Annotated in this window: 9 protein-coding genes and 1 pseudogene; 1 reads left to right on the top strand and 9 read right to left on the bottom strand. The window is 52.4% G+C overall.

Annotation, left to right across the window (positions count from 1 at the left end):
* Positions 1–225: 225 nt before the first annotated feature.
* The 9 genes and pseudogenes from PSTEL_RS08030 to PSTEL_RS07990 all read right to left on the bottom strand — a co-directional run bounded on the left by PSTEL_RS08030 (position 226) and on the right by PSTEL_RS07990 (position 14,239).
* Entirely contained in the window at positions 226–957 is a 732-nt protein-coding gene (locus PSTEL_RS08030) for a ThuA domain-containing protein (protein ID WP_038694571.1), read from the bottom strand.
* A 31-nt stretch (positions 958–988) separates the two neighbouring features.
* Positions 989–1,922: pseudogene (locus PSTEL_RS08025) on the bottom strand (helix-turn-helix domain-containing protein).
* A gap of 103 nt (positions 1,923–2,025) precedes the next feature.
* Positions 2,026–3,165 carry a GerAB/ArcD/ProY family transporter gene (locus tag PSTEL_RS08020; RefSeq protein ID WP_038694569.1) on the bottom strand — a complete coding sequence of 380 codons (1,140 nt, stop codon included), beginning with the start codon at positions 3,163–3,165 and terminating at the stop codon, positions 2,026–2,028.
* Between the two features lie 16 nt (positions 3,166–3,181).
* The gene (locus PSTEL_RS08015) at positions 3,182–3,418 is read right to left on the bottom strand and encodes a hypothetical protein (protein ID WP_038694568.1); all 237 of its coding nucleotides are present in this window, start codon (positions 3,416–3,418) and stop codon (positions 3,182–3,184) included.
* Between the two features lie 4 nt (positions 3,419–3,422).
* Positions 3,423–4,637: a Ger(x)C family spore germination protein gene (locus PSTEL_RS08010; RefSeq protein WP_052098275.1), complete on the bottom strand. Its 1,215-nt coding sequence runs from the start codon at positions 4,635–4,637 to the stop codon at positions 3,423–3,425.
* Positions 4,634–6,160: a spore germination protein gene (locus PSTEL_RS08005; RefSeq protein ID WP_052098274.1), complete on the bottom strand. Its 1,527-nt coding sequence runs from the start codon at positions 6,158–6,160 to the stop codon at positions 4,634–4,636. Before PSTEL_RS08005 ends, PSTEL_RS08010 begins: the two co-directional genes overlap by 4 nt.
* A gap of 98 nt (positions 6,161–6,258) precedes the next feature.
* The gene (locus tag PSTEL_RS08000) at positions 6,259–8,424 is read right to left on the bottom strand and encodes a YhgE/Pip domain-containing protein (protein WP_038694567.1); all 2,166 of its coding nucleotides are present in this window, start codon (positions 8,422–8,424) and stop codon (positions 6,259–6,261) included.
* 283 nt (positions 8,425–8,707) lie between these two features.
* Complete coding sequence (locus PSTEL_RS07995) at positions 8,708–9,718, bottom strand: LacI family DNA-binding transcriptional regulator (protein WP_156995819.1); 1,011 nt, start codon at positions 9,716–9,718, stop codon at positions 8,708–8,710.
* 237 nt (positions 9,719–9,955) lie between these two features.
* Positions 9,956–14,239, bottom strand: coding sequence for a glycosyl hydrolase (locus tag PSTEL_RS07990; RefSeq protein ID WP_038694566.1), 4,284 nt, complete (start codon positions 14,237–14,239; stop codon positions 9,956–9,958).
* 1,051 nt (positions 14,240–15,290) lie between these two features.
* Here PSTEL_RS07990 and PSTEL_RS07985 point away from each other — a divergent pair.
* A complete protein-coding gene (locus PSTEL_RS07985; protein WP_245625107.1) occupies positions 15,291–16,577 on the top strand; it encodes an ABC transporter substrate-binding protein in 1,287 nt (428 codons plus the stop codon).
* Positions 16,578–16,659: the final 82 nt, after the last annotated feature.

Here is a 16,659-nt window from a genome sequence, read left to right as displayed (position 1 = left end):
ATTCATCTTAAGCTAAGTCGGCACAGGGCTTTTCGGGACTACGTCGTCGCTGTGCCGCGATGCATCAACCTCACCAGTATAGCATTGTCCGCCGCTTTCGGGCACATCTTCATCCCGAAATCCTCATTTCGGCTCCGTCCCACATCCAACTCAAAAGCCGGCCGGGACAAAGCTCCCCGCCGGCATTAAAATCAGAATATCAAATTGCGCCGCATACTCTCTGCGTTACAGCGTTATTTCACTCTTGATCGGCTCAAGCGCCTGCGAATTGCCATAGACGGGACTTACGCGTTCAGCCGGACGGCACCATTTCACACCGTTGGCGATCACCCGCTGAATGTCCGGATGATAATAAGTTGGATACGTCTCGTGGCCCGGCTGGAAGTAAAATATCTTACCCTTCCCCCTGCGGTATGTGGAACCGCTCGGGAAGACATTGCCACCCTCGAACCAGCCGACGAAGATCAATTCATCCGGCGCCGGCACGTCAAAATGCGCACCGTACATCTCTTCATGCTCCAGCTCGATATATTCATCGATGCCTTCCGCAATGTCATGGCTCGGGTTCATCACCCACAAACGTTCCTTCTCCCCGGCTTCACGCCACTTCAAATCACAGCTTGTGCCCATCAGCTTGATGAATATTTTGGACATATGTCCCGAATGCAGCACCACCAGCCCCATACCTTCCAGAACGCGCCGGTGGATGCGCTCCACAACCTCGTCGCTAACTTCCTTATGGGCGACATGGCCCCACCACACCAGTACATCCGTGCGGTTCAGCACTTCTTCGCTCAGGCCGTGCTCCGGCTCATCCAGCGTGGCCGTTCCGGCCTCCATCCCCGCCTCCTGCAAAAAGCCTGCGATCACCCGGTGGATGCCCTCCGGATAGACGGCGCGGACAGCTTCGCTATCGCGTTCGTGGCGGAATTCGTTCCATACGGTTACTCTCAACATGACTGCTCTCCCCTGTTCCCAAGTGAATGGATTAACAATCCTTATCATACATCCTGGAGAAGGCGCTTTCCTCCAAGATTCCTGCCGAATTATTCCCGGATATTGTCCTTTCGGTACTTCATCGGTGATATTCCGGCCGACTCTTTGAATAAATGATGAAAGGTTTTGACGCTCCCAAACCCTGCGGCCTCCGCAACCTCCGCCATCGGAGCATCTCCGCTAAGCAGCATCCATTTCGCTTTGCTCAGCCTGTACTCGTTAAGGAAAGCGATGAAGGTCATCCCCGTGCTGCGTTTGAACAGCTTCGTAAAATAGTAGGGACTGAAGCCCATATGCCCCGCGACCTCTCCCAGCGTCACCGGTTCGCGGTAATGTTCCTCGACATAAGCGAAAATTCGCTGCAGCTTCTCCAGCGTTTCCCTGGACCTGGTGGACGATTGCACCGACAATTTGGACTGCCGCTGCATTCCGCTTCTCGGCACCTCGCGGATTAACAGCGCCAGCATTTCCAGCAGCCTTGCCTTGATTATGTAGATATAGCCCTCGCTTCGGCTTGTATTCTCACGGTGGATATCGAGAATGATCCCTCGCATCCGGTCCATCAGCCCCTTCGGCCAATTCCGGCCAGCATGCTCCATCCCTGCGAATACCTCTCTCAAGGAATACCCTCCGGCTGCCGGCATTGAGAGATCCTGGAACAAGGTCAAATCGAACTGAATAATGATCCGTTCGCTTCCGGGCGACACGAGCACATAGTGAACATCGCCGCCCGCCACGAAATGAATATCGCCCTCTTGCATTCGAATGGGCATGTCGTTCACGCCAAGGTCAACTGTCCCCCTGCTGACATAAATGATCTCAATTTCCTTGTGCCAGTGTGGATAACAGAGCCGGTCTCCGTCGTTCACGAAGCTGCGGAACGGAAAATGCCGGTCCAGCCTCGGAATTTCCAAATACAGTTTCATGCCTGCGCTCACCTTTATCCTGAAGTCGGTCTGATACTGATGATAAGGCAGCGCAGAGGCTAAGGAAACAAATTTTTTAACGGGGCGGTGCGAAAAAGAAGACTCATCCCTGTGCCTGGGACTCGGACTCGGTCCCGGTCCCGGTCCGTGAACGCTTCGGACGAAATCTGGAGGCGGCAAGGAGAATTAGCGGAAGCAAAATTCCGTTCAGGATATCCCAATAGATATAATCCTCATTGATGGTAAACATGTAATACGTGATGTTCGGTGAGATCACATAAGCGAGCCCAAACAGCAGGAATGCTCCGGGAATAACGAGCGGCCTCTCTTCCTGAAGCCTGCACAGCCGGGCAAGTCCATTCAAAAAAGAGAACTGGTATATCGTGCACTTGAAGAAGACGCCGAACATCCAGTTTATGGCCAGAATGACCTCCACCCGCTCGAGAAAATGACCGATGTTGACGGTTTGCGCAAGGATGTAGGATGGATACAATTCATTGCCGGTGTAGTACGGGCCAAGCACAAGCAGACACCACAGTACGACCAAGAGCAGCATCAGCCCGCCGATCAGACCCGCGATCAGCAAATCCCGTCGCGTGTGCCTGCTGTGGCGGATGAACGGGAACAGCATCAGCAGGAAGCAGCTTTCGCCGAACGGGTAAGCGATGGAGTACATGGCGCCTTCCGCAATATGAAGCGGCCCTTTACCCATTAGAGGTAAGATATGCCCGGTATCGATATCCTTGGTCGTCAGAAGAAGCATGAGGAGAAGTCCCGCCATAAAGGTAAAGAAGAAGATCTCCGCCGATCTCGCAATCGGCTCAATCCCCTTCAAGACCGCAAAGGACACGCATACCGTCCCTGTAAACATCAGGAAACGCATCGGGGTATCCGTCAGAACATGCGTATTGATAAAATCGACCGCCTCCCGCAGGACTAGAGCGGCCCCCATCATGAAATACAGAAGGTACCAGGCCGCAACCAGGCTACCGGCCCATTTGCCGAGAAGCGTCCGGGAGATTTCGATCAAGGAGCTCCCGGGATATTTTTGGCACAGCGTATACATCAGCCATAACGTCAGGAGGCCGACCGGCAGGCCGGACAGTACGGAAATCCAGCCCGAGGCTCCCGCCGAAGAGGCAACGACTGTGGGGAGAGTGAACAAATTGTCTCCTACAATGACATAGATGAGCAGCAGCCCGATCTGGCGTGTTCCGATGGTTTGAGCGGCAGCGCTGTTCACGTGTATTCACATCCTTTCAAGCTGGGGGAAACAGGGAACTCATGAGCAGACGCAGCGGCTTAAACAGAACGAATATCATTTGGAGGGGGCTTGGCAGCACCTTGCCGCTGGCTGCAACTCCGGCACACGTGATAGCAGCCAGCGACAATGCCCCGCATACGGCGGCATCCTTGAACAGACGCTTCCGGATGAGGGGAATCAGTTCCCGCGCACCCGCAGCGAGAGCCAGAAGAACGACCGTAACCATCAGCATGTCTCTATTCCTCCTCCATGAATTGTTTGACGGAATGTCCCGACGTTCCGATCCGGTTGATATGAACTTTCGCGTGACAGTTCACCTCAAGCTCCTCCAGCCTTCCATTCCAGCCATTCTTCAATGTTTTCCAGAGACGGGGCTTATGCCTGGCGATTTCCTCACCGAATCCGAGAATGTCCGAATGCAATCTATGTTTCTCCGCTTCGATTGCGGCATTCATAAGCTGGATGATCTTCTCCTCCGATTCCCGCTCGATCCTATGCAGCGTTTCCATTTCCGTAACGTCCGCAGTACTGGAATTGTCGTCCACATTCACGGTATTCTTTACATGTATATCGAAGACGGGCTTGCCGTTCTTTTCGCTGACTGAGATTCGGGTACGGCTGTTCGTCGCTTCCAGCAGTGTTTTACCGCCGTCCATTTTAATATGGCCCACCGAGTTCTGAATCTGATTCGTAATGTAGTTATACCCTTTGGATTCGTCCTCCCCCAGCCAGCCCACGAGCTTGTCTTTGCGGAAGACAGCCAGATTGTGGTAGGACAGCCTTGCCGGAGGCAGCACCTTCGATATATTTTTGACGTCCTCCCCCATTTTGTCGTCACCTTCCAGTGTCAAGCCGGTCAGCACGGCCTCCTTGCCTGACTGTATAACCCGATTGATTAGCTCCCGCATATCAACGGTCGATGTCGGAGAATAGTAGCCGTTGGATACCGTTAGCGAATTGTACAGCTTGTTGGCGGGAATCCGCTCAAGCGAAGTCGTGACTTTCAGCGCCTCTTGCGCTTCCATACCTTTGGCGACCATTACAAAAAAATTCCCTCTTACCCGAGGCTCCCGGTTAAAAAAATCGAGCACATCTCCGATCCCCTCTCTTGCGAGCTGCTCTCCGAATATCAGAATTCTTAAATGCGCCAAATAGACACGGCGGGGACTGCCGATCGTCATCTTCCGAAGCGCCTCAAAGACAGTCGGTGCACTCGCCTGGTACAGCGTCACCGGCGACGCTCCGGTACCGCCGATATTCGCGGCAATCTCTGCCGGAACCACCACCTGCGCCGACAATGTATACTGGTCTCCCGACTTGTCGATTCCGAGTGCAAGGGTTAGCGCAAGCTCGTTCAGTTCGCGCCGGTCCCAGCAGCCGGACAGCGGGAGGCATATCAGCAGCGGGCACAACAGGCCGATCACCAGCCTTTTCAGACACCCCTCAATCATGAGTTGCGCCCCTTTGGCTGGCGGATTCTGTCTCCGTGTCTGGCTGTAGAAGGCCGCTTGCGCTTAAAAGGCCATGGAACACGCAGAATGGTGTCCTTCCACGCTCCCTCCGTCGAGGGAGAAAGCGGGGTCATGTACGAGACACCCATCGAGCGTAGACTGGTGAGATGCAGCATCAGCAGCACAATGCCTGTGAAAATCCCCACCAGTCCTAAGGCTCCGGCCAACAGCATCATGCCGAAGCGAACGATGCGGACGGCTATGGACATGCTGACCGAGGGGATAACGAAGGAGGAGATCGCTGTTATGGACACGATGATGACCATAGCGGCGGAGACGATGCCCGCCTCCACCGCTGCCTGTCCAATGACCAGCGTCCCTACAATGGACACCGCCTGGCCGACTGTACGGGGCATCCGGATTCCCGCTTCGCGCAGCACTTCATAGACCATTTCCATCAGAAGCGCTTCGACGAATGCCGGGAAGGGCACACGCTCTCTCTGCGCCGCAAGCGAAATGAGCATCGGCGTCGGCAGCATCTCCTGGTGAAAGGTGGTGAATGAAATGTACAGTGCGGGAATCAGCATGGAAATGAACAACGCGGCCATACGGATAACCCGGATCAGTGTACTGATATCCGAACGCTGGTAATAATCCTCGGCCGACTGGAAGAATTGCACGAAGAGTGCGGGAACGATCAGCACAAAGGGCGTGCCGTCCACCAGAATCACGACTCTGCCCTCCAGCAGAGCCGCCGAGGCGGCATCGGGACGGTCTGTATTGAATACGGTGGGAATGGGGGTAAAGGAGGTTTCCTGGATAAACTCTTCGACATATCCGCTCTCCAGCACTCCGTCGATCTCAATTGCGTTCAGGCGTTTGCGAAGCTCGTCCAGCACCTCCGGTCTTACAATGCCGTTCATGTACATCACCGCTACCAGCGTCTGTGTCTCGGTTCCGAGATGATAGAACTCGGTCCAGAGATCGGTATTCTTGATTCGCTTCCGAACCAGGGCGAGATTGGTTCTGATGCTCTCCGTGAAACCCTCCATCGGACCTCTGACGACCGCCTGGGAGGTTGGTTCCGCAATTGCTCGCTCTTCCCCTCCGCCCGTTTCCATGGCAATGGCCCGGTGTTCTCCTTCTGCCAGCAGAATGCTTCGTCCTCCCATCAGATAGGCGAACAACTCTTTCTTGTCCTCAAGGAGCTGGCAATTCGCCGCAACCAGCACTTCCTCGGACAGATACGTGATCCAATCCCAGGCAGGGCAATCCGGGCTATCGTTCTCTCTTCTCTGAAATCCGTTCCGGACGGGCGCAAGAAGGGCAGAGAGAATCATCTGCAGCAATTGAGTATCAATCATACCTTGCAGATATACGACAGCCGCCCGCCTGCTGCCCAATATCGTCAGCGTCTTCACCATCAGGTCGGCGCTGTTCCCCAAGGCACTGCGGATCATAGACAGCTTGGCATCGAGTCCGGCCTCAAGCCGGCCCCCGGATTGTGGATTATCACCGTTCACGGTCGCTCACCTCAATTAATGCGGACATTATAATGCGGACATTATGGATTCCGTTAATATGCGCCTCTTCTGGTAAAATATTCAGTCATAACGTCCGGTCAGGAGATCAGCTCCGACGCTTCCGCCTTCTCCGCCGCCGCCCGGATATACCGTTCCAGAGGCTTCTTGAGCGCCAGCCCAAGCACCAGCGCTATAGGGGCAAAAGCTGCCAGGCGGAGCGCATCCGAAGCTGCAGCTTCAGGCTGAATGCCCCCAACTGCTTCCCGCATAAGTCCGACGGCATACGTGAAAGGCATGAACGGATTCAGCATCTGGAAGAAGGGTCCTGCCGTGCTGACTGGGAAGGTTCCTCCCGAGCTGGAGAACTGGAGCACCATGAAGACAATTGCAATCCCCTTGCCGATATTGCCGAACACGGAGACGAGCGCATAGACAATCGTTACGAATACAAGGCTGACGAGCATGGCGAAGAGAACAAACATAAGCTTGGCGGCGGCATAGCCATGAAGGATATACAGATTGCCCAAAGATGCCGTCAAAGCCTGCAGGAGACCAACAGTCAGAAAAGTGAGCAACCGTCCGAGGAAAATCTGGTACGGCTTATACACCTTCCCCCGGTCGGGAACGCCAGTCTTGAGCAGGGCGACCATCAGCGTCCCTCCAACCCATAGCGACAGAACGAGATAGAACGGAGTCATAGCGGAGCCGTAATTCGGAATCGGGAACAGATTCTCTTCCTTCAGCGACACCGGATCAGCCAGAAAATCGCTCTGGGTCCGAATGTCGCCGCCAAGCAGCTGCGCAATCTCATCCAGATTCACTTCCCCCTTGATTTGCTTCACCGTGGATGCCGCGCGGCGGACAGCATTCTCCAGGCCGGGCAGGTCGTCGCGGGATATTTCGGCAGCTCTGCGGAGACCCTGCTCCGCGCTTGGAAGGATAGAAGCGATTACGCCGGGCCACTCCTTGGCGGCGGGAAGCTCTTTGCTGGCAAATTCCGCAGCAGCGCGAATTTTCTCCCCGGCGGCGGGAAGTCCCTCACGGATCGCAGGCAGAGCTTCCGTGAGAAGCGGTTCGAGCTCCTCTTGGCGGCGCGCAATGCTGTCAGCGGCATCGTGTATGACAGTTTGGACAGCTTGAATCCGGGGGCGCAGCTCTTCCAGGCCGGCAAGACCGGCTTCCGCAGAAGATGATGCCCGGTCAAGCACATCCGTTGGCGACGCACCTCCTTGCGCTCCTTCGCTTTGATTGGCTTGCCCGCCGGAGTTCTGGCCGCTGGCAGTCCCCTCCGATCCGGAGCTTTCCGCTTCCGGCAGTCGCTTACGCGCCTCGGCGATACCGGCGGCAGTTGCTGCGAGCACACTCTCCGCCTCATCCAGATCCGCGGAGACCTTCGCGAAATGCTGGTCAAGCTCTGCGACAAGCTCCGACGCCTGTCCGATTTGCGCAAGCCTGTCCTCCAGCGACGGCAATTCCCCGGCGATTTCCTCCAAGGCTGGCCATCTTTCCTCCAGCCGGAGAAGCTCCGACGCCGCCCGCTCCGCATCCGGCAGTTTGGCCTGAAGTCCGGCTGCGGCTTCCGCAATCCGCTTCATCTCCGGAAGCTTGGATTCCAGCTTAATGATCGTCTTCCCGGCCTTCTCAATCTCGGGCAGCCGCCCTTCAAGCGTGAACAGCCCCTGCTCCACCCTCCGGATCACAGGAAGCTCGGACTGGAACTCCTTGCCGGCCCGCTTCAGCACGGACAGGACGGTCATGCTCACAGTTTCGGTGAAGTTCCGGTCAATTTGCGAGGTGACGGAGGAAGCGCCTTTGGCGGTAATCTTGGGCGCGATCGCGTTGATTTTTTCATTCACCGTATAGATCAATTCCGGTTTGATGTAACGCCCTTCCAGCATTCCCGCCATTCTCGCGGAGAAGTTCGCCGGAATGACAATAGAAGCATAGTAGCGCCCGTTGCGAACCCCATCAGCCGCTTCTTGCGCACTTACGAAGCGCCATCCAAGACTGGTATTGGTGCGAAGACTTTTGATCACCTCGTCTCCGATATTGAAGCTCATATCTCTGGCAGTGGCTCCCTTGTCAAGGCTGGCGACCGCTATCGGGATTCCGGATGTGTTGTTGTACGGGTCCCATACAGCAGCCACATTAACCCAGTCATAGACAGAAGGGAGCACAATCAGGGCGGCAATGAGCAGAGCAGCCATCGGCGCCTTGAATACCCGCTTCCAATCGCCTGCATAGATTTGTATGATATTCGACATGGCTTGCCTCCCAAGACAGACTGTTTCCGTTATTTACTATGTCCCTCAACGCTCTCTTTGATGAACCGGAATTTTCAACTCGCGAGGCTTATACATACTGGAGATTTGAAAATTAAAAATAAAGAGCCGCATCCCCGAAATCGAGATGCAGCCCTTTGGCTTGTCCGATGAACATCGCTATTTGGCGATGCTGTTTGTATGCTGTTAGTATAAATCGCCTGATTATTATGACAGGCTCAAGCTCCGGCATGATGAAGAACGGTCTGTGCCAGCAGCCGCCAAATTAGCGCGTGGATGCCCTTAAAATGATATCCCCAATCAGCATGATTTTCTCGAAATAATCTTCTTTGTTCCGTATTCTCTCCAGCAGCCGGTCGACAGCCTTGGCCCCCATCGCCTCTCTGGGAACATGGACGGAGGTAAGGGGAGGCACATTGTCTTCGGAAAGCGGTGTATCATCAAATCCGGTAACTGCGCATTCCCAAGGAATTGCAATCCCCCGCTCCCGCAGCGCTTTGCTCACCTCTACCGCGATGCTGTCATTGGCGCAAATGAAGACTTCCGGCAGCTCTTCCCGGGGAATGTCCATAATGAGATCATACTCACTCTTCCCCGACTTCAGGAGCGTTTCCATCTGTTGGTGAGGAATTCGATACTCTTCCAGGACCGTCTCGAACGCTCTCCAGCGCTCGCCGAAGCTATAAGCATAAGAAGGGTCGCCGACGAACTGGAATTTCTGGTAGTCCCGGCTGATCAGCTTGAGCATAAGCTTGCGCATCATATCGAAATTATCGGCGAATATCCCGTCGCATACAACCGCAGGATCAATATGATCGATCAGAACGAGAGGCACGTTCAAATCGCGGATCTGAAGGAGCGACTGTGTCGATACCGTTCCGACTCCGATTACGCCGAGCAGCGTCTCCGGATTCAGAATCCGCGTAATGCTCTCGCCCGAAGGCTGAGTCAGCGTGACAATATTGAGACCGGAATGCTCCAGCCGTTTGGATATGCCTTCAAAGACAACTCCCCAGAACTTGTTCTCCACATTCTGATAACGGATATTTGGAAACAGAATCACTACCGTACCCGTTATACCGGCGGTCTGGGGGACCTGAACCGATGGCGGCGAGACTCTGTTCGTATTGAAGAAACCCAGATTACCCGCTGTCCGGACAATATGCGCACGGGTCTTCTCGCTGACGCCGCTCTTTCCCGATAGCGCCCGCGACACAGCGAATTTGGATACCCCTGCCATATCGGCGATTTGCTGAATGGTTACCTTTCCTGCCAAATGGATGCACCTCATACTTTTTGTCAACATGTTATCGTATGCATATATTATAGTTCATCTTACTGGCTGCATAACAAACGTGCAAGCGACAAATTTGTTAGGGTACCTTCCATCGGGGGCGGGCAGCGTCGTGGAGTCAATTCTTTCCTTCATTTGGGACTATTATCTATAGAACAAAACAGAGCCGCCGGCAATCCGGCAGCTCTGTTTTTTGCATCTTTTTAGTTAGGTTGGGAACTATCTGGCGTTAGCCACTTCATCCAGATAAATCGTGGATGTTGTAGTACCGGAAATGCCCTCAACTTTGAGTCCGATTGCTCTAACATCATTCAAATCTGTGACGCCAGCAAGGGACAAGGATATTGTTGTGAAGCCATCTGTTTGGGAATCAACTGCAACAGCGTCACTTGCGTACCATTTCCATCCAGAACCAGTTTTGATGTACAAGGAGACATTAACAGTTCCAGATTCCACTTTAACCTTTGCATTCAGAGTCTTCGAATGACTGAGATCATAGGTTTGTTCTTTCGTCAACTCAAAGTTGCTGGCGGCAGCCAGTGTGAATGTCGTCTTGAGCGAATGCGTTCCTTCGGAAGCGAATTCATCGGTTACAACAGGAGGCTGTGCACTTGTCGAACTGCTAACTTTCCAGTTTTCTACGTCTCCTGCTGCTTCGAAGCCATAAATAGTACCAGTTGGCAGACCGGTATCTTCCTCTGTACCTGTCGGAATGTCACCTTCCGCTCCCTCAACAGCTTGAATGTCGTCGAAGTAGAGTGTGCTTGACATGGAGGCTGTACTGCCCACGGGACGATTAATGTAAATCGCGAACTCGGTAACCTTCTTCGCGTTCACTGTGTCGAGCTTCTTGGCCTGGTTGGTCGCACTTTCCCAGGAAGCTATGGTAAAGTCCTTGAACGGAATTTCGACCCAACCTGCTTCAGTTCCCTGAAGGGACGGATAGGCTTCATAGGAAACGCCGTTAGCTTTTACTTGAATGACGAGCTTGTTGTTGCTGCCATCCGGAATCATCCAGAATTTCAGCTTGCCGGTCTGAGACCAGTCAACTGATCCCAAGCTCTTGACAATGCCTGAATACCCCTCTCCGGCCAAGCTGTAATCGAGCTTCAGCGCATAATCGCCAGTCTTGGCATGCTCAGCGTCCAATGTAATGGTGTTGGCATCGCCTTTAGGCGTATATGCGTTGCTGAGCAGCGCATCGCTGCCTTTGTAACCCTCAAAGTTGTCTGCCAGAGTCGGGTCTGCAGGAGCGCTTGTGTAAGCATTGATCAGCCGAATGTTATCGATGTACAGAGGACCATCATAATTCAGGCTCTTGCCAACAAGCGACAGTTCCAGACCGGTTGCACTGTCAGTGACATCTTTGTCGCTTAGATTGATTGTAGCCGTAAATTTGCCATATACTGCATCACCGACTGTAACCTTCTCCAAATCACTAAGGTTGACCGAACCGGCAAAGAATTCTCCGGAAGGTGATACACTTAGCTTTGCATCTGCGGCTGCTGAAATATCCCATTTCGCCGCCTCTTCTCCAGACGCCAGAGGAATCCAAGCGTCAAAGGAAATGCGGTTCACTTTCTTAAGATCAACGCTCTCTGCGATATCCGGAAGACCGATCTTCACTTCCTGCCAGGTATCGCCGTAGACGAGACCTGTTACATTGGCCTGCAGTTTGCCGTCGCCATTCCAGTCAGAGTGCTCGAGGGAGGCCGTCATGTTGCCGGAAGCAGAGTATACACCTGCACTCTGTACACCCGCAATATCGCTATCGAAGGTGAACTGCTTGAGCGTGATTTCCATAATGTTCAAATATACCGTGATGGTTTGCTGAATTACGGAACCATCAGCGGCGTAGGCCTTCACCGTCAATTGTACTGCTTCGCCGTTCAAATCTGCCGTTGGCTGCCATGCCGCTGAATAGAAGCCCTGGCTGTCCAGCGTCATTTCGTGCTCGGTATCCGAGCCATATACCGAATAGACTACTCGGGTTGGCTGCGTCTCCAGAATTCTTGCACGGATTATAGTAGTATCCTTCTGAATCGTAGTCTGGGCTACCGGACTAACGATATGCAGGAATGGCTTCTCTTCCTCCGTCACTACATTTTTGTTGTAGACACCAGTCAACTCACGGTCGAAATACGTGTACTCGTCATTGTAGTAGTCCGTGAAATCCGGAAGCAGCTCGTGATCGCCATATTCCGGCGAATTGCGATAAGGAACGTAAATCGAGTTGGAGTTGAAGTTCGCCCAGGTCAGCATGTAAGCCATGCGAGCCGAGTCAGGGTCCGACTTCAGCTTGTCCACCAGCTTTGTATAGAATTTCAGATCGGCCGTACCGGTTGGCTTCACATTGGCGTAGCCAAATTCGGTGAACGCGGCGATTTTACCTTTCTTGTCCGCAAGCTGGGAAATCAGCTTGGCATCCCGCACTACTCCATCGAACCAGGACTGGTTGTTTCCGTCATAATACGTATCGAAGCCGAAGAGGTCAACATAATCATCGCCCGGATACGTTTTCAGGAAGGTATCCTCATTGCTGTTGAACGGGCTGCCCGGCGAGAATCCGTACAGGAAGTTATGGACGCCCTTGATGTCGCGCAGGTACTCGACAGTGTAACGGTAGATTTCCTGATACTGTTGGCTTGTTGTAAAGGTAGCTCCCCACCAGAACCAGTTGCCGTTCTGTTCATGGAACGGACGGAAGATGACCGGAATCGGATCGCCGTTGTCGTCTTTCAAATTCAGCGCGAAATCGGCAATCTTGTCTAGGAACGCGTTATATTCCGCATTCTTGTCTCCATCAGGGAGAATGTGGCTAACTACATTTCCCGTAGTGTCATAGAAATCATTGCCGGTAACGAAGTTCGGCATGTGTGCGCTGAGTGTCAGCACGCCGCCGGACTCATAGGCCGACTTCATGGAAGCGATCAATGCATCCCGGTTCTGCTCGGAGGTGTTTGTGAGCGAACCCGGCTTCTCAAAGCCTTCGAGGCTCAGCGTGTCCCAGCCATATACAGCCGGATTGTCTCCGACAGCCGCGTAGCTGTCCGACTTGATGCCGTCAACCGGAGTAGACAGCGCTTCGTCTGTCGCATGCTGCTGACCGAACAGAATATGCTTGCCGCGGAGCTCGTTCAAATAGACGAACAACGAACGCGTGGCGGCAGAAGCATCCTTGTCTGAAAGGTTCACAGTATACGTAGGTTCAGCAGTAGCACTAGGCGCAGGGCTTGCTGACGGTGCTGGAGTCGCACCAGACGAACCTCCCGATGCCGGAGTTGCCGTTGCAGAAGCCGTTGCCGTAGGTGCAACGATCTTGCCGCCGACCACACTTACGGTTCCGTTGGACAAAACGGTTCCATTAATGCTTACACTCGAGGAATTAATGGTTACAGTGCCGATATCGCCGTTTCCGGTAATGACTGAATTGGCAGCGTTACCACTAATAACCAGAGTGCCGATCTTCGCTCCCGCCGGAATCACAATTTCGCAAGGAGCATTGAGCACCAGCTGGTCAATGACGGTACCGCTCTCCAGCTCAAGCTTGGAGTTGCTGTTAACCGTTACCCCGGTAACCCGGGTCGTTCCGGAAGCCAGTACTCTGACGCGTCCGTCCTTGCGGTCAACGTCCAGCTCGTTCAGAGTGGAATTATTGAGGGTGACGGTATGCTCCCCGCCGCCTGCAACCACCGTCTTGCCTTTTACAGTTACGCCGTCCAGCTTGGCGTCTCCACTGCCGATGCCTGCGGTCAAATACAGATTGCTGCTAATTACAGAATCTTTGAGCACAGTTCCGGCATGCGGGATAACCGCATTTCCGCCCACTGTCCCGCCGATTTGCTCACCGGCTCCCGGGAAATAACCGCTTACAATCCGATCGATCAAAGCGACTGTTTCAGCACGGGTAATTTTACCTTTAGGCTGGAAGCTTCCGTCTTCGTACCCTTTGATTGCATCCGATAGTGCTGCTACGGCATCCTTTGCATAAGTGCTGATTGTCCCGGAATCCTTGAATGCGGATACCGAGGCCGTCTGCGAGGTGCTTGCACTCAGCTCAAAGATTCGAGCCAGCAGTGTGGCCGCATCCTGCCGGGTAATCTCCGTGGTGGCCAACGCCTTGTTACCGGAGAAGCCTTCATAATATCCGGCATTTTTGGCAATCGCCAGCTGATCACTGTACCAAGCCGAGGTCGGAACGTCGGAGAAATTCGCAGTTGCTTTGACGGACAGTCCAAACAGCTTGTTGAGTACGGTTACAAATTCAGCCCGGGTAATAGTTTGGTTAGGGTGGAACGTGCCGTCCCCATATCCGCTGATTACCCCATTCGACGTCCACTTAGCAATACTGGATGCCGCCCAATGTCCGGTCGAATCCTGGAAAGATGCGGCAATAGCTTGAGCCGTAGTATTCTTTCCGGTCTCAGCCATGGCCGGTGCAACAGCCGACATCAGCATGACCGCAGTCAGGGATGTTACAACGAGCTTACGAAACTTTTTCATGTATGCCTCCTGCTCTGTTATTTCAGATAGCTAAAAACTTCTCCGCCTTCATAACAAATATTAAATTTGTTTTTGTTTTGTTATCATCACCCCAATCACTAATAAGACTTAAAATGTTATGTAAGCGGTTTAGAAGAATCTTAACAGCATCAATATAAAAAATACATGGTCTGTATTGCTTTTTATATGACTGTGTTTTCTTTCTTCACAAAACATTAACAAACTAACAAGCAAAACATTTTATCTTTAGAATCCGTTTTCATATTATTGAAGAATACTGGTGATTTCAAAAATCCATTTTTCGCCACTAGAGTACCATTACCGTTACTTGAATGTTCAAATCCAAAGTAAATGTAGACAATACATATTAACCGTCAGTCCAGTGGGTTGGCCGGCCTTCGCGCCGTATGCTTCGCCAGTACGTGTGTACTGGCAGCCGTTCTTAATTACAATGTATAGCAGCTGTCTCCAGTCTGAAGATGAAACTGATTAATCCCATCATTTGTATAACCTGTAGAAAAATTTATCTTCATATATATTATCCCTTCCGCAAGTCGCCTGTGGACCGTTTGTAGCATTGTCTTCTGATATACATACTGGATATACACACTACTGCGTTCGAATTCAAGCCGGTATCGTCCCCGGTTCGTCCCGTTCACATTTCATTAGCCGTCTTCCGGCTGTATAGAATTTCCGATACGAGAGATACTATCGTTGTTAACTTGGCATTGCTGTTTCAGCATAGTCTGCTCAACCGGGTACGCAGCTTCCAATCGGGATCAGCCGTCTTTTTTAAATCGCAATGGGCTGCTTTCATTTCATTGTAACCGCTTATTTTTCTTGTACTTTGTTATCATTTTGTTATTCGCAATCTATCATTCAAGAGACAATACCATAAATAAAGACAAGAAAGTGCAATACAATCCATTTAAAAAAGCGGTTTCAAACCATATAATAATCGATGTAAACGCTAACACCACAACGAAAAGGGGAGTATGAAGTGAAAAAGAAAACATTAATGTTTGGTTTAGCTACAACAATGTCACTCTCGATGGTTTTGTCAGCTTGCGGTTCAGGCAATAACAACAATAACAGCAGCGCGTCGGCAACGACTCCGGCAAGTGCAGCGGCAACTGACAGCGCTTCCGCTTCGGCCAAGCCTGCGGGAGACGGCTCCGACATCAAAGGAACCGTTACCTTCCTGACGAACCGGACGGACATGATCGGCAAAGAATACGACGAATATGTAAAGCGCTTCAACGAGAAGTATCCGAACATCAAAGTTGAATTCGAAGGTTCCCAAACTGACTATAACCAGCAGATGAAGGTCAGAATGGCGAGCGGCGAGCTTCCGGACCTGATGTTCATTCCGACGATCCCGAACTCCGACCTTCCGAAATACTTCGCACCGCTGGACGACATGGGAATGAACGACCAGATTACGTTCAAAGATTTCAAGTCCTTTGACGGCAAGCTGTACGGCATCACCTCCGGCAACTCCACTTCCGGTATTGTCTACAACAAGAAGGCATTCGCAGCAGCCGGAATTACCGAAGTACCAAAGACATGGGATGAATTCCTCGCAGCCTGCGACAAGCTGAAGCAGAAAGGCATTATCCCGCTGGCTTCCAACTTCAAGGACAAGTGGCCGCTGAACAACTGGGTATATGACGTGCCGCGTCTGATCGAGAACAACCCGGACTTCCCGAACACCAAGCTGAATACCGATACACCGTTCACTGCGGATAACGGCTACGGCAAAGCGTTCAGCCTGCTTCGTGAACTGAACGAAAAAGGATATCTGGAGAAAGACATCAACTCCACCAACTGGGAGCAATCCAAGAAGGACATCGCATCTGGCAAGTTCGCTATGTACTTCCTGGGCAACTGGGTAATCAACCAGGTTATCGGCGCTGGCGCAGCATCCGAAGACATCGGATTCTTCCCGCTTCCGATCGACAACTCCGGTAAGTTGAAAGCCGCTCTCTCTCCTGACTACTTCTATGCTATCAACAAAGACAGCAAGAATCTTGAAGCAACCAAGGCTTTCCTGAAATGGATGCTGACCGATTCCGGCTTTGAAGATTTCGCGGGCTTCATTTCTCCGCTGAAGGACAAGGAATCTTCCCTGGCACAGCTGAAGGAATTCCAGGCAACAGGCGTAGAAATGCAGGAAGGTACTCCGGATAACGCCCAGGTTATGGATATTCAAAACAAGGCACAAATCGATATTCCGGCTATTATTCAGGAATACGTGCTTGCCAAAGATCCGCAATCTGTATTTGACAAGTGGAATACTGCTTGGGCTAAAGCCAAAAAGCAGGTTCTTGGACAATAATCGGGCGGGATTTGCCGCTCAGGTTGTAATTAGCTCGTAACCGTTCGTCGCAAAATGGATTATCGCTACCCCCGGATAATCC

It is taken from the genome of Paenibacillus stellifer (genome assembly GCF_000758685.1).
GTDB lineage: Bacteria > Bacillota > Bacilli > Paenibacillales > Paenibacillaceae > Paenibacillus_AQ > Paenibacillus_AQ stellifer.
Note: the sequence above shows the minus strand (reverse complement) of the source record. Positions and strands in the feature narration are given on the sequence as shown.

Excerpts from the sequence above, each read along its gene's own strand:
- PSTEL_RS07985 (WP_245625107.1), top strand. The coding sequence starts at position 15,291 with ATGGTTTTGTCAGCTTGCGGTTCAGGCAATAACAACAATAACAGCAGC.
- PSTEL_RS08000 (WP_038694567.1), bottom strand. The coding sequence starts at position 8,424 with ATGTCGAATATCATACAAATCTATGCAGGCGATTGGAAGCGGGTATTC.
- PSTEL_RS08010 (WP_052098275.1), bottom strand. The coding sequence starts at position 4,637 with ATGATTGAGGGGTGTCTGAAAAGGCTGGTGATCGGCCTGTTGTGCCCG.
- PSTEL_RS08030 (WP_038694571.1), bottom strand. The coding sequence starts at position 957 with ATGTTGAGAGTAACCGTATGGAACGAATTCCGCCACGAACGCGATAGC.
- PSTEL_RS08015 (WP_038694568.1), bottom strand. The coding sequence starts at position 3,418 with ATGCTGATGGTTACGGTCGTTCTTCTGGCTCTCGCTGCGGGTGCGCGG.
- PSTEL_RS07990 (WP_038694566.1), bottom strand. The coding sequence starts at position 14,239 with ATGAAAAAGTTTCGTAAGCTCGTTGTAACATCCCTGACTGCGGTCATG.